Below are 13,867 nucleotides of genomic sequence, written 5' to 3' on the forward strand. Positions count from 1 at the left end.
CGCTAACTGCAGCCTTACAGAGAGTGCTTCATACCACCCGCTCACTGCTTTATCCGCTGTCCCGAAAGCCAACGATAACGACGACACAACACTGCATCTGATGAACCCGCATCTCATTAAGGAGCGAACCCATGCAACTCGATTCTCTGTTCAGTAAGACGTTTAAAAGCCTGAGCATCACGGCTGCATTGGCGTTGTTGCCATTGATGGCCCACGCCGACCAATTGGACGACGTGAAGAAAGCCGGCGAACTGGTGGTGGGTACCGAGCTGCAATTTGCGCCGTTCGACTTCACCGAAGCGGGTAAACAAAAAGGGTTGAACGCAGAACTGTTTGAACAGCTGGGTAAGGAGCTGGGGGTCAAGATCAAGTTCCTCGACCTGCCGTGGCCGAGCGTGTTGCCAGGTCTTGAAGCGAAGAAGTTTGACGTGGTGGCGGGCCCGATCATTGTCACCAAGGCGCGCAAAGAGCGTTATCACTTCGTCTATCCAATTGCCGAGGCAACCGTGGCGCTGATGGTCGGCGCCAAGGACGACAGCATCAGTAAGCCAGAAGATATCGCGGGCAAGACTGTCGGCGCGGGCAAAGGCTCGGCGCAATTGGAAGAGTTGAAAGCCTTTGCGGCCACCCTGCCGCAGAAAGTCACGATTCGTGAGTACGTCGACAACAATCAGGCCTACGCGGATCTGGCGGCCAAGCGCATCGTCGCGGTGGCTAACTCGTTGCCGAACATTTCCTACGTCGCCGCTGAGCGCAGCAATCTGTACAAGGTCGTGCAGCCGCCGTTCGGCAAGAAATCCTACTTCGCCTACCTGGGTCGCAAGGATGCTGACGCCGACAGCCTGATTGCCGCGCTCGATGCCGCCATCCTGAAAATGCACGACGACGGTCGTCTGGCGGCACTGCAGAAAAAATGGCTGGGTGCGGAAATGGACGTGCCAAAGGCTGATTTTGAGCCAACCTGGTAATGACTGAACAACCTCTGTAGGAGCGAACTTGTTCGCGAGAGGCTGTGCCTGACACGCAGCGGTGTCTGTCTCGCCAACAAGTTCGCGCCTACCGGGCTGCGGTTAAAAAGCTGGAGTCACACGATGTTCGATTGGCCCTTGCTGCAACAAAACGCCCCGCTCTTGCTCGACGCCCTGTGGGTGACGCTGCAAGTGTCCATTGCTGCCCTGGCGATCGGTTTTGTTATCGGCATTTTGGTGGGCAGCCTGCGGCTGTCGCCTGTTTCACTGCTCCGGCGTCTTGGCGGTGCCTATATTTTTGTGTTCCGTGGCATTCCGCTGCTGGTGCAACTGCTATTCATTTATTACTTTCTGCCGCGTATCGGTCTGCCCAACGTCTCACCGACCGTCGCGGCGATCATTGGCCTGTCGTTGGCGGCCGGTGCTTACACCGCAGAAATCATGCGCGGCGGCTTCCTCGCGATTCCCGGCGGGCAACTGGAAGCCGCTGGCTTGCTAGGGCTCAGCTCCGGCCAAATGCTAATGCGCATCCGCGTGCCGCAAGCGGTGCGCCTGACCCTGCCCGCACTGGTCAATGAAATGATCCTGCTGATCAAAGCCTCGTCGCTGGTCTCGGTGGTGGGTTTGGCTGACCTGACGCGCACCGCGCAGAACCTCGCCGCCAGTGACTACATGTTCGTTCAGGACTACCTGATGCTGGCGGGCTTCTATTGCTTGATCAACATCCCGCTGGCGTTTTTCGGCGGGGTGCTGGAGCGTCGATTGAAGGAGCAAAACGCATGATCTTCGATCCGAAAATCGTCACCGATCACCTCGGCGACATCGGCTTGGGTTTCCTGGTCACGCTGGGCACCTGGAGCAGCGGCGTGGTGCTGGGGCTGGCACTGGGCATGCTAATCGCCGTGGCGCAGGTGTTCGGTAACAATTTCATCCGCGCGCCGCTGCGGGTGTTCATCGAGCTGATTCGCAGCACGCCCTTTCTGGTGCAGCTGTTCCTGGTGTATTACGGCGGCCCGGCGTTCGGCTTGAGCCTGGACCCGATTCCTGCCGGCATCATTGGCCTGGGGGTGTATGGCAGCGTGTATTTCGCCGAGATTTTCCGCACAGGTTTCGAATCGGTTGCTCCCGGTCAACTGGAGGCCGCCGATTGCCTGGGCATTACCCGAATGCAGTGCATCCTGCGCATTCAAGTGCCACAAATGCTGGTGATCATCCTGCCCGCGCTGATCAACATGATCACCGTGTTGTGCAAGGAAACCGCCGTGCTGTCGATCATCACCATCCCCGAACTGACCATGGTCCTGACGGGTATCGGCTCGGAAACCTTCGCTTTCGTCGAAACGCTGCTAATGCTGTGCATCGGTTATCTGATTCTGGTGGAGTGCTGCTCGCGGGTGGGCATGCTGCTGGAAGTGCGCGTAGGCCGCTTCATGAATAAGCAACCACGATGAGCAGTTTCCCGATCCCGTTCGCAGTTTTCCCTACTCGCTGCGGCGCTTGTCCGACACCACACGCCAGAAACAAGGTAAAACGATGAAAACTTTCGCAGGACTGCCCGGCGCCGAAACGCCCATCCTCGCGCTGAACAAGGTCGGTAAAAGCTTCGGCGCCATGCGCGTTCTCAAGGGCATCGACCTGACCGTACGACGCTGCGAAGTGATGTGTCTGATTGGGCCGTCCGGGTCCGGCAAGAGCACCCTGCTGCGCAGCATGGCGTTTCTTGAGGAGTATGACGAAGGCGAGGTCCGCATCGAAGGCCAACTGCTTGGCTGGGTCGACACCGACAAAGGCCGCAAACGCGCACCGCAGTCGCAGATCAATCAAGTCCGACGCAACGTCGGCATGGTCTTTCAGCAGTTCAACCTGTGGCCGCACATGACGGCCCTGGGCAACGTCTGCGAAGCGCTGCGGCGGGTGCGTAAATTGTCGGCCGATGAGGCCAAAAAGCGTGGCATGGCGATGCTCGACAAGGTTGGCCTGGCGCACAAGGCCGACGCGTATCCGGCGCAGTTGTCTGGCGGCCAGCAACAACGGGTGGCGATTGCTCGTGCGCTGGCGATGGAACCACACATCATGCTGTTTGACGAACCTACGTCAGCCCTGGACCCGGAATTGGTGGGCGAAGTGCTGCAAGTGATGAAAACCCTGGCGAAGGAAGGCATGACCATGGTGGTGGTCACCCACGAAATGGGCTTTGCCGCGCAAGTGGCTGATTCGGTGATTTTTCTCGATCAGGGTGAAATCGTCGCCCGTGGCACGCCACAGCAGATTTTCCACAATGCCCAACAGCCACGTTTACAGCAGTTCTTGCAGAACTACCTGGACCGCAACGCCTTCTGGCAGGACAGCAAACAAGCGAGCCAGGTATGAATACCTTAGAACCCTGGCGCGGGAGGCGCTGATGGAACGGTCAGCACCGCAAGCCCTGTATCGCCAGGCAAAGGATTACGTACACGGCAAACTCAATTCCGGCGAATGGAAACCCGGCGATCTGATCCCCTCGGAAAACCGCCTGGTGCTGGAACTGGGCATGTCGCGCATGACGGTCAATCGGGCCCTGCGTGAGCTGACCGAAGAAGGCCGATTGCTGCGGGTGTCGGGGGTCGGCACCTACGTTGCCCAGAGCAAACCGCAATCCAACCTGCTGCGCATCACCAACATTGCCGACGAAATCATTGGTCGCGGCCACCGCTACCACTGCAAGGTTTTGCACATCGGGCGAGAGGCAGCCTCAATGCCGATTGCTTCGGCAATGTCCCTGGTCACGGGTGCCTCGGTGTTTCATCTGTTGTGCGTGCATTACGAGGAAGGGGTCGCGGTGCAACTGGAAGACCGTTACGTCAATCCGCACATGGCACCTGATTTTCTGCAGCAGCCCTTCGGCGATGAGCTGCAATCGGCCAGTTACCTGCTGAACATCATCCGCCCCGATGAAATGGAACACATTGTCGAGGCCAGCCACCCCAACGGCGAAGAACGCCGCCATTTGCAGATCGACGCCGACGAGCCGTGCCTAGTGCTGATGCGCCGCACCTGGAACAGCGGCAAGATCGTCACCTTTGTGCGGCTGGTTCATCCCTCCTCTCGCTACCGTTTGGGCAGCCGCATGCCGGTCAGTGGCGCCCATAACGCCGTTTGATCAGACTAAAAAGCGCGCCCTCGAATGTGAGCAACCCATTCAAGCAACGCCGCGACCGTCCAATAACGTATCCAGCAACCACGCCCCTGCTGGCCCCAGGCTTTTTTGCCGCGACCAGATCACGTCCACCGCCGAGCTGCGCGGCCAGCCGGGGACTTGCAGCTCTTTTAAGCGCCCTTGCCCATAACCCGACACCAACCAACGCGGCAAGGCAGACCAGCCGAAACCAAAGATCGCCATGTCCATCAGCAATAGATAGTTGGGGGCGGACCAACTGCGCAGGCCGCCGGTGGGAAGGTCGTCGGTGGGGATGCTTTCATCGACGATGGTGTTGAGTCGTAGCGCTCGATGTTTTGCAAGCGTCTGGTAATCGACGGTGCTTTGCGCTGCCAGCGGATGTTTGTGCGAGACAAACAGGCCAAAGTCCGCACGTTCGGCAATAGTTGCGTGGCCCACGTGCGGCGGATAACTCGCCTGCGCCGAGAGCAACCCCAACGACGCCCTGCCCGTTTGAATCAAATTGATCGCGTCGCCATGTTCGGCAAACACGCATTCCAGCTCCAGGTCAGGAAAGCGCTGATCCAGCTCGGCCATGCGAACTTCGAATTCAGCGAACTGATTGGCATCCGACAACACCAGCGTCAATCTCGGCTCCATACCCTCGGCCAAGCGTCCTGCGGCACGACGCAACTTGTCGGACGCCGCGAGCACTTCTTCGATGCGGCCATGCAGTGCTCTGCCCGCGTCAGTGAGCGTGGGTTGCTTGGAGGTGCGATCGAACAGCTCGACGCCCAAGTCTATTTCCAGACGGGAAATCGCCTCACTGACGGTTGACTGACTTTTGCCAAGGCGCCGGGCTGCGGCACTGAATGAGCCCAGGGCGATGGTTTGAGCGAATGCTTCCAGGGCATGTGGTGAATAGCTCATGCTGATACTCGCGCAGTTATTCCATCGGTTTTTCCGATGGTAGCAATTTTTACTTTAGTGCATCGCACACGGACAATGCCCACCTGCCCTGCAATAAAGTGAAGACGGTTATGAAGCTGAGTCACGCCAATGGCACTTCGGTGCCCGCCAAATCCCTGAAAGAGCGCGCAATGCACGCGCTGTTGTTCGAAATGATCGGCGTCTTGCTGTTTGCCCCCGGCCTTGCCTGGGTGCTCGGCCAGTCCTTGGGGAAAATGGGTGCGATGACCGTGATGATTTCCACCGTCGCGATGCTCTGGAACATGCTGTTCAACGCAGGATTCGATCGCCTGCGCGCCCGCTATGGGTTTGCGATGTCATTGACTGTGCGGGCACTGCACGCAGTGGCGTTCGAAGCCGGATTGATTGTCGTGGTGGTGCCGCTGGCCGCGTGGTGGCTGTCGATCAGCCTGCTTGAAGCGTTCTGGTTGGATATCGCTTTGCTGCTGTTATTCCTGCCGTACACGATGGCTTTCAACTGGACGTACGACAAGATTCGGGCGCGGATCACGCAGCAGCGTCAGACCTTGATCGTCTGACGCGATACCACCTGGTTCACGCCACGTGAAAAAGCCGCGCTGGCCTGGGTTCAAAGCCTGACCTTGTTATCGATTCATCGTGCGCCGCAAGATCAATACGAAACACTGCTCGAACACTTCACTGAAACAGAAGCGGCCAACCTGACCCTGGCGATTGCAACCATCAATGCCTGGAACCGCTTTGGGGTGGGGTTTGAGAGGGTGCCCGCGTAACCCGTGCGCAACGGCGCCCAACCTGCATAGATCATCCTTTAAGGAAACGTCCGCTCACGGCCACACCCAGCAGCATCACCGCGAGGATCATGAATGCCAGGCCCAGGCTACTGGCATGGGCCACGAAGCCGATGCCAGCAGGCCCGATCAAAATGCCGCCGTAGCCAAGTGTAGTGATCGCCGGAACCGCGACGCTTTGCGCCATGGTTTTCTGCCGCCCGACAGCGCTGTAACACACGGGCACGATGTTGGAACAACCGACTCCGACCAGCGCATAACCGGCGAGCGCGGCTTGCCAGGTGGGCACCAGTGTTGCGAGGGCAAGGCCTGCCGAAGCGCACAACCCGCCGATCAGGATAATCCGCGGGCCGCCAAGGCGCCGGACAATGGGGTCGCCAAACAAACGGCCAACGGTCATGGTGGTCGCAAACACCGCATAACCAAGTCCGGCATACGAGGTTTCAACGCCACGCTGCGCGCTGAGAAACACCGCGCTCCAATCGAGCATCGCGCCTTCGGTGAGAAACACCGTAAAGCACAGCAGCCCAATGAACAGCACAATGCCATGCGGAACCGCGAAGACCGGCCCCCGGGTTTCACTGCCGTAGGTGAGTAAATGTGGCGCGGCCTTGAGCAAAGCAATGACACAGAACACCGCCACCGCCAGTATGGCGATCAGCGGCGAAATACCGAGGCTGAGCATTCCGGCCACACTCGCGGCGCCGACAACCCCGCCAACACTGAACAACCCGTGAAAGCCAGACATCATGGTTTTACCACTGGCACGTTCGACGATGATCGCCTGAATGTTCACCGTGCAATCCAACGCGCCCATGCTCGCGCCAAAAATGAACAACGTTGCGACCATCAACGGCAGGCTGGAAAGCGTTGCCAACAACGGCAGACACAAACAGACCAGCACGGTCGAGGCCACCAAGACGCGCCTGCAACCAAAGCGTGAGGCCAACGCACCGGCCAGCGGCATGGCAATGATCGAGCCGACACCCAGGCACAACAGCAACAGGCCGAGCGTGCCCTCGTCCAGACCTATACGCGCCTTGGCGTAAGGCACCAGCGGTGCCCAGGCAGCAATCGTGAATCCGGCGATGAAAAAAGCGACTCGGGTGGAAAACTGTTCCAGTCGCCCAGGCACAAAAAGCGCCGCAGTGCTGATGGAGGTCATTGAGGCTCCCTGGCAGGCCGTCAGCGCTTCAGGTGCTGACAAAAGCGCAAGCCTAACAAAGGCCACGGTTTATCCAAATGTTTCATGTCGGATCGCGGGACGTCAGGAAGACCTCAGGGGATGCGCGATGGTGATCCCGCTCCAACAAACGTGATCAGGCAAACATCAAGCCTTCCACGGCGAGTTGCGGATTATTTCGACAAAATTCAGCGGTTTGAAGGTCGGGTTGTCATCCACCAGCACGTCGGCGTTGACGGTACCGAAGGTGGTATCAGGCTTGTCGCGAAAGCCATTGGCAAAGGCGCACAGGATGCATTCTTTGAACGCTTCGCCACGCGGGTGAGCATGGGTCACGAGGTCACGTTGCTCGTCGCCAAATAGGTCGTAATTAATGCCCAGCACGTCCATTTCCACTCCCGCCGTCACCAGCGCAACGTTGGGACGCAGATGCTCAGGCACGCCTGGCGTCGTGTGTAGCGCAATGGACAACCACACCTGTTCGAGGTCGTCTTGCGACAAACCGTAAGGCTTGGCAAATGCGCGGGCGGCATTGGCGCTGTCGACTTCAAAACGGTGGGTCTCGCTGCGATGACCTTCAACCAACCCCAAGTCATGGAACATGGCACCGACGTAAAGCTGCTCGGCGTCATATTTCAAACCCTTGCGCTCGCCAGTCAATGCGGCCCAGAAGAAAACCCGACTTGAGTGGTTGAACAGCAGATCATCTTCTTGCTCGCGGATGTATTGAGTGGTCGCGCGGGCCAGGGCGCTGTCAGGAATTTTGATGCCGGCAATGCTGTTAGTCATGGAGGTCTTGCCCAAGTGATCACGCCGGTATGGCGCGTTGAAGGCAAGTGTCTGCCGGTAGCGAGCGCCCCTCAATCGGCAGGGTGTCTCGTTCTCTGCCAAACGTGCGTTAAATCCTGCCAATCACATCCAGCCCGCTAAATACGGTGGGTTCAGATAGACTGTGCGCCGTTTCTGATGATCACGCGCTAAGCGTCTGATCGCGCAAACACTCAAACAACAAGCAAGTTGAGGCACCTGTGTACAAAGGCGTTGCGTTGTCGGTCCTGGCCTCCTCCCTGTTCGCGGTCATGTACTTTTTTACGTCCCTGTTAAAACCTCTGACCGGCGAGGAAATATTCGGTTGGCGGATGTTGTTGACGCTGCCTTGCGTCACTTTGTTTCTGCTGTACAGCGGCGACTGGAATCTGGTCAGGACGCTCACCGCTCGCGTGCGAAAAAAGCCCGCCATGCTCGGCGCGATGCTGTTATCGGCGGCACTGATGAGTGTGCAACTGTGGCTGTTCATGTGGGCGCCGCTGCATGGGCGTAGCCTTGAGGTGTCGCTGGGTTATTTTCTGTTGCCGCTGACCATGATCCTCACCGGACGTATCGTCTTTGGTGAACACCTTTCGCATCTGCAGAAAATCGCGGGGCTTTGCGCGCTGATCGGCGTGTGCAATGAGCTGCTGCGCCTGGGCAGTTTCTCGTGGGAAACGCTGGTGGTTGCGCTGGGTTATCCGGTGTATTTCATCCTGCGACGCAAGCTTAAGACCGACAACCTTGGCGGCTTGTGGTGGGACATGCTGCTGATGTTGCCGTTAGCGCTGGTGTTCATCTGGCGCGGCAACCCTTCGGCGCTGGAGGCGTTTCCACGGCTGTACGTGCTGATTCCGGTTTTGGGCGCAATCAGTGCCTCAGCGTTGGTCAGCTACATCCTCGCCAGCCGCTTGCTGGCATTCAGCGTGTTTGGACTGTTGAGTTATGTCGAGCCGGTGCTGCTGGTGGGCGTGGCGCTGTTGCTGGGCGAATCTATCCAGCCAGATGAATGGATCACCTACTTGTCGATCTGGGGGGCAGTCATGGTGTTGGTGTTTGAAGGTGCCAAACATGTCATGGCACAACGTCGACGTACTAGCGTCTGAAAACACACATCCCCTTTGAGCTGCCGTGCAGTGGTTTCAACCGAACCGCTCCAACTGCATTTCCTGGAGCCGACTCAACGTGCGACGAAACGCGAACGCCAGATAGCCCTCGGTGTACAGCTCGACCATCGGCAGCGCAGCTTCCACGTACAGCGGCACCTTGCGGTCGTAGCACTCGTCCACCAGAGCAATGAAGCGCCGCACGCCGTTGTCATACGGTGACAGCTGCGGCAGTTCGCGGTCGCCCGCCACCACCTGCCCCACGCCATCTTCCGTACCGCGCGCAATTCGCCCTTCGCGCTGCGGCGCGCTCAACGCAGGCACCTCGCTCAGCAGCACCGCTTGGTAGCGATCACACAGTTCGATGAAATCCATCGCCGCCAGCGGTTGCTCACACAGATCGGCATAGCGACACCAGACCACGTTTTTACTGCTGCCAATCACCGTCAGATGCCGATGCCCCAACGGCACAGGCTGGGTCGACACCGGCTGGCCGCCGCGCAAACGCTCGAAGACCTCCTGCAACGCACTGGCGCCCTGCCCCGTTTTAACCCAGTAACGCTGATGCGCCTGGCCAGGATGCAGCCGGTGATCTTCGCCACCATCCACCGAGACCACGCTCATGTAGTGATTAATCGCCGCAATGGCCGGCACGAACCGCTCACGATTATGCCCACTGGCATACAGCTGTTCCGGCAATTGGTTGGAGGTGCATACCAGCACCACACCTTCTTCAAACATCGCGCGCAACAACCCGCCGAGGATCACCGCATCACCGATATCGTTGACGAACAGTTCGTCGAAGCACAGCACGCGTACGTCCTGGGCCAACTCGTGAGCCAGCACTTGCAAGGGCTGGGCAGTACCGGTCAGTTGAAACAGGCGCTGATGCACCCAGCGCATGAAATGGTGGAAGTGCTGACGTCGAGCGGGGATCTGCAAACTCTCGTAGAAGCGGTCCATCAACCAGGTTTTACCGCGCCCCACCGGCCCCCACAGATAAACGCCCCTGGCAGGCGGGCTCCCCTTGCCTGCATTCAGGGCCAAATAGCATTCCTGCAGCTTTTGCGCGGCATTGCGCTGGGCTTCGTCGGGTTGAAAATCCTGGCTATCGACCGCCTGCTGCCAGGCGTCAAGGGGAGGCAAAACACTCATCTGACGAGATCACCGCTTATGGAAAGACTGATCATGACGTTTGGACCGGGGCGCACCCCTGCGCTAGAAGCAGCTACCCGCCACAAATAAACGCCGCCAGCATACAGAACATGAAGAGCGTTGGCTGCGAGGCGGGGGTATCAAGCCACGCAGGGTTACACAATGGCGGTCGTCGTCGCTGAGATTCCCCCGCCCAGAAGCCATGCGACTCGACGCCTGACCGTTACCGGCTTTTGGCTGGCCCGCACGCTTCATATTCCGTAACATCCTCCCTTTTTCGCATTGCATGCAGCCACAACCAAACGGCAACAGACCCTAGGTGAACCATGAAAACCGCTCGTCTACGCGCCGATATCCTCGCAGGACTGACCACCTCCTTTGCCTTGGTGCCCGAGTGCATCGCCTTCGCCCTGGTCGCCCACCTCAACCCGTTGATGGGGCTTTACGGTGCGTTCATCATCTGCACGCTGACCGCGCTGTTTGGCGGTCGCCCGGGCATGATCTCCGGCGCCGCCGGGTCAATGGCGGTGGTGATCGTGGCGCTGGTGGTGCAACAAGGCGTGCAATACCTGCTTGCGACGGTGCTGCTGGGCGGTTTGCTGATGATTGTTTTCGGCCTGTTGCGCCTGGGCAAGCTGGTGCGCATGGTGCCTTATCCGGTGATGCTCGGCTTCGTCAACGGCCTGGCGATTGTCATTGCCATGGCGCAATTGGAGCACTTCAAGGTGGGCGATGCCTGGCTCAGGGGCCTGCCTCTGTACTTGATGGTAGGCCTTGTGGCACTGACCATGACCATCGTCTACCTGCTGCCGCGCCTGACACGGGCAGTGCCGCCAGCATTGATCGCGATTCTCGGCGTTGGCGCGCTGGTTTATCTGCTTGATCTGCCAACCCGCACGTTAGGCGATATGGCGCACATCGCGGGCGGTCTTCCCTCCCTGACCCTGCCGCAGGTGCCATGGACCCTGGACACCCTGCGCATCATCGCCCCGTATGCGGTACTGATGGCATTGGTGGGATTGCTGGAAACCCTGCTGACCCTCAACCTGACCGACGAAATCACTGAAAGCCGTGGTTACCCGGACCGCGAATGCGTGGCCTTGGGTGTTGCCAATGTGGCCTCCGGACTCTGCGGCGGCATGGGCGGTTGCGCGATGATCGGGCAAACCGTCATCAACCTCAGCTCAGGCGGTCGCGGTCGACTGTCCGGCATCGTCGCCGGGGTGATGATCCTGATGTTTGTGTTGTTCCTGTCGCCGTTGATCGAACGTATTCCATTGGCCGCGCTGGTCGGCGTGATGTTCGTGGTGGCGCAGCAGACCTTCGCCTGGGCCTCCTTGCGCGTACTGCACAAAGTACCGTTGAACGACATGTTGGCGATCATCGCCGTGACCGTGGTAACGGTCCTCACTGACCTGGCCATTGCCGTGCTGTTCGGCATCCTCATCGCGGCCATCAACTTCGCTTGGCAGCAGGCCCGCGAACTGTACGCCGACACTCACCTGGAATCTGACGGCAGTAAGGTGTACAGCCTTCATGGCACGCTGTTCTTTGCCTCCACCACCTATTTTCTCAACCATTTCAGCACTGCTGATGACCCTGCACACGTCACCCTTGACTGCCGTCACCTGAGTTTCGTCGACTACTCAGCGATTGCCGCGCTTAAGACCCTGCGTGAGCGCTATGACAAAGCCGGGAAACATCTACGTGTGATTCACCTGTCCGAGCGCTGCAAGCAGTTGCTCAAACGTGCGGGCGTGCAGCACAACTGAGGCGGCTGGGTTTGAACCATGCCCATGAGGAAAATCCTTCAGATCGCTAGTCGACACGCAATCGGGGGCGGATACTGAGCCCCATCAACGCCTCCTTAACCTGCTCTGGAGATCGACATGGCTCACCCAACCCACCTCATCGGCAAAGTAGCACTCGTTCAAGGCGGCTCCCGCGGTATCGGCGCAGCCATCGTTAAGCGCCTTGCCGAACAAGGCGCCGCCGTTGCCTTTACCTATATCAGCTCCGAAGCCAAGGCCCGCGAGCTGCAAGACAGCATCACCGCAGCCGGCGGCAAAGCGTTGGCGATCAAGGCCGACAGCGCCAGCGCCGATGACATTCGCCACGCCGTAAACACCACCGTGCAAACCTTCAAGAGCCTGGACATCCTGGTCAATAACGCGGGTGTGCTGGTCATCGCGCCGCTCGAAGAGTTCAGCCTGGAAGACTTCGACAGGACCTTGGCTATCAATGTACGCAGCGTGTTCATCGCGACCCAGGAAGCGGCACGCCATATGAAGGAAGGCAGCCGCATCATCAACATCGGCAGCACCAACGCCGACCGTGTACCCTTCGGCGGAGCGGGCCCCTACTCCATGAGTAAATCGGCCCTCGTCGGCCTGACCAAAGGCCTGGCCCGCGATCTCGGCCCGCGCGGCATTACCATCAATAACGTCCAGCCCGGCCCGGTCGACACCGACATGAACCCGGCCGACAGCGACTTCGCTGAGTCTTTGATGGGTTTTATGGCAATCGCGCGCTACGGCAAGGCAGAAGAAATCGCGGGCTTCGTCGCCTATCTCGTTGGCCCGGAAGCTGGCTACATCACAGGCGCCAGTCTGACCATCGACGGCGGCTTCGGCGCCTGATCACAAGCGCGGCAACACCACGCCCGCCCCTGACTTCCTCGCGAAGCCGGGGGCAATAGATTTTCTGCTTAACCGCATGAAAATTCTGAAAAAAAGTTTTGCCTTCACCAGAGGTTTCGACTACATTAGCGCGCCTCGACAGACGGAACATGTTTGAAGAGATACGGTGAGGTGTCCGAGTGGCTTAAGGAGCACGCCTGGAAAGTGTGTATACAAGAAATTGTATCGAGGGTTCGAATCCCTCCTTCACCGCCATATTCGATGCAAGCTAGACCCCTGATATTCCTAGAGAATTCAGGGGTTTTTCATTTGTGGGCTTTATAAAGTCAGGGCATTTCCAGGGCAAAAAAGGCGATGCTGACGCCGCTTTAAACCGCAATACTCATATCCCCTCGGCGTCCTGCCGACGATCTCCCTCCTCTTTATTGCCTATCAGATCCCCTTCCATTGAGCGCGCAGATCTTCGCTGTGTACCCGCATTTTGGCTATGAGATCCACGACATCAACAGACAGCCGATCTCGCCAGAAATAGAAAACCCCGCACGTGGCGGGGTCGGTTTGCATCAGGGATACAGAGGCTGTGCAATTGCACCGGGCTCGTCCTCCGGCTTGCTCCATGGGCGCCTGAACAAAACCCGCCATGAGCAGGTTTCGTTGGTGCTCAGTTTTAGCTATCAGCGCAACCGTTACCCATGACGTTGTACTGCATGATGTGTTCCTGGCCTTGATGGTCAAGGTAGGTCATCTGGACAGGGGCCACACCACAAACGCTAGGGGCCGCGTCCTGGTGAATCACTTTGGCGATGTCAAGGTGCGAGCTGTAATTGTATTGCTCAACCGCAGGTTGATCAGCAAAAGCCATTTGACTGCCCATCATTACAAAAGAAGCAGCAATCAATGTTTGAAACAGTTTCATTTTCTATGTCCCAACGATGCAAACGATTTACGTCTTCAGTCGGATTGAATAAGGCCGAAGGCTCTACGAAACGTGTGAGGGTGGTTTGCTTGGACCCTGCTGAGTTGGCGTTTCGTGGCTTTGTTTGGAAGCTGGGCCTATTTTATGCCGATGGCGGTTTTGATAAATCCCAAAGACTGGAATGCATTGTTGGTAAAACCGTAATAATCCGTGATCGC

14 protein-coding genes, 1 tRNA gene and 1 pseudogene are annotated in these 13,867 nt (G+C 58.3%); 11 read left to right on the forward strand and 5 right to left on the reverse strand.

Annotated features, from left to right (window positions below):
- Positions 1 to 131 precede the first annotated feature (131 nt).
- The 5 genes from VGC62_RS20010 (at position 132) to hutC (ending at position 4,107) form a co-directional block, all read left to right on the forward strand.
- Positions 132 to 968, forward strand: a complete 837-nt coding sequence (locus tag VGC62_RS20010) for a transporter substrate-binding domain-containing protein (RefSeq protein ID WP_331188811.1) — start codon at positions 132 to 134, stop codon at positions 966 to 968.
- Positions 969 to 1,091: 123 nt separating this feature from the next.
- Complete coding sequence (locus VGC62_RS20015; protein WP_331188812.1) at positions 1,092 to 1,751, forward strand: amino acid ABC transporter permease; 660 nt, start codon at positions 1,092 to 1,094, stop codon at positions 1,749 to 1,751.
- On the forward strand, positions 1,748 to 2,419 hold the full coding sequence (locus VGC62_RS20020) for an amino acid ABC transporter permease (protein WP_331188813.1): 672 nt from the start codon (positions 1,748 to 1,750) through the stop codon (positions 2,417 to 2,419). Before VGC62_RS20015 ends, VGC62_RS20020 begins: the two co-directional genes overlap by 4 nt.
- 82 nt (positions 2,420 to 2,501) lie before the next feature.
- Entirely contained in the window at positions 2,502 to 3,338 is an 837-nt protein-coding gene (locus VGC62_RS20025; RefSeq protein ID WP_331188814.1) for an amino acid ABC transporter ATP-binding protein, read from the forward strand.
- A 31-nt stretch (positions 3,339 to 3,369) separates the two neighbouring features.
- Positions 3,370 to 4,107 (forward strand): histidine utilization repressor, encoded by a 738-nt coding sequence (gene hutC, locus VGC62_RS20030; protein WP_331188815.1) that lies wholly within the window; start codon positions 3,370 to 3,372, stop codon positions 4,105 to 4,107.
- 39 nt (positions 4,108 to 4,146) lie between these two features.
- Here hutC and VGC62_RS20035 read toward each other — a convergent pair whose 3' ends face one another.
- Positions 4,147 to 5,034: a LysR family transcriptional regulator gene (locus VGC62_RS20035; RefSeq protein WP_331188816.1), complete on the reverse strand. Its 888-nt coding sequence runs from the start codon at positions 5,032 to 5,034 to the stop codon at positions 4,147 to 4,149.
- A 110-nt stretch (positions 5,035 to 5,144) separates the two neighbouring features.
- Here VGC62_RS20035 and VGC62_RS20040 point away from each other — a divergent pair, with 110 nt between their 5' ends.
- Positions 5,145 to 5,612, forward strand: coding sequence for a multidrug/biocide efflux PACE transporter (locus VGC62_RS20040; RefSeq protein ID WP_331188817.1), 468 nt, complete (start codon positions 5,145 to 5,147; stop codon positions 5,610 to 5,612).
- Positions 5,613 to 5,825, forward strand: a pseudogene (locus VGC62_RS20045) (carboxymuconolactone decarboxylase family protein); the annotation flags it as partial.
- Between the two features lie 31 nt (positions 5,826 to 5,856).
- Here the strand turns inward: VGC62_RS20045 and VGC62_RS20050 are convergent.
- Both VGC62_RS20050 and VGC62_RS20055 read right to left on the reverse strand, forming a co-directional pair.
- On the reverse strand, positions 5,857 to 7,008 hold the full coding sequence (locus VGC62_RS20050) for an MFS transporter (protein WP_331188819.1): 1,152 nt from the start codon (positions 7,006 to 7,008) through the stop codon (positions 5,857 to 5,859).
- 165 nt (positions 7,009 to 7,173) lie between these two features.
- Positions 7,174 to 7,815, reverse strand: a complete 642-nt coding sequence (locus VGC62_RS20055) for an HD domain-containing protein (RefSeq protein WP_331188820.1) — start codon at positions 7,813 to 7,815, stop codon at positions 7,174 to 7,176.
- Positions 7,816 to 8,054: 239 nt separating this feature from the next.
- Between VGC62_RS20055 and rarD the strand changes: the two genes are divergently transcribed.
- Complete coding sequence (gene rarD / locus VGC62_RS20060; RefSeq protein ID WP_331188821.1) at positions 8,055 to 8,939, forward strand: EamA family transporter RarD; 885 nt, start codon at positions 8,055 to 8,057, stop codon at positions 8,937 to 8,939.
- A gap of 36 nt (positions 8,940 to 8,975) precedes the next feature.
- On the opposite strand, the gene zapE is transcribed toward rarD, so the two are convergent.
- Positions 8,976 to 10,094, reverse strand: a complete 1,119-nt coding sequence (zapE, locus tag VGC62_RS20065) for a cell division protein ZapE (protein ID WP_331188822.1) — start codon at positions 10,092 to 10,094, stop codon at positions 8,976 to 8,978.
- Positions 10,095 to 10,420: 326 nt separating this feature from the next.
- Here zapE and VGC62_RS20070 point away from each other — a divergent pair, with 326 nt between their 5' ends.
- The 3 genes from VGC62_RS20070 to VGC62_RS20080 all read left to right on the forward strand — a co-directional run bounded on the left by VGC62_RS20070 (position 10,421) and on the right by VGC62_RS20080 (position 12,988).
- Positions 10,421 to 11,866 (forward strand): SulP family inorganic anion transporter, encoded by a 1,446-nt coding sequence (locus tag VGC62_RS20070; protein WP_331188823.1) that lies wholly within the window; start codon positions 10,421 to 10,423, stop codon positions 11,864 to 11,866.
- Between the two features lie 117 nt (positions 11,867 to 11,983).
- The gene (locus tag VGC62_RS20075) at positions 11,984 to 12,733 is read left to right on the forward strand and encodes a 3-oxoacyl-ACP reductase family protein (RefSeq protein ID WP_331188824.1); all 750 of its coding nucleotides are present in this window, start codon (positions 11,984 to 11,986) and stop codon (positions 12,731 to 12,733) included.
- A 165-nt stretch (positions 12,734 to 12,898) separates the two neighbouring features.
- A tRNA-Ser gene (locus VGC62_RS20080) sits at positions 12,899 to 12,988 on the forward strand.
- A 412-nt stretch (positions 12,989 to 13,400) separates the two neighbouring features.
- Here the strand turns inward: VGC62_RS20080 and VGC62_RS20085 are convergent.
- On the reverse strand, positions 13,401 to 13,649 hold the full coding sequence (locus VGC62_RS20085) for a DUF2790 domain-containing protein (RefSeq protein WP_331188825.1): 249 nt from the start codon (positions 13,647 to 13,649) through the stop codon (positions 13,401 to 13,403).
- Between the last annotated feature and the right edge of the window lie 218 nt (positions 13,650 to 13,867).

The sequence above is a fragment of the Pseudomonas sp. genome (assembly GCF_036404235.1).
GTDB lineage: Bacteria > Pseudomonadota > Gammaproteobacteria > Pseudomonadales > Pseudomonadaceae > Aquipseudomonas.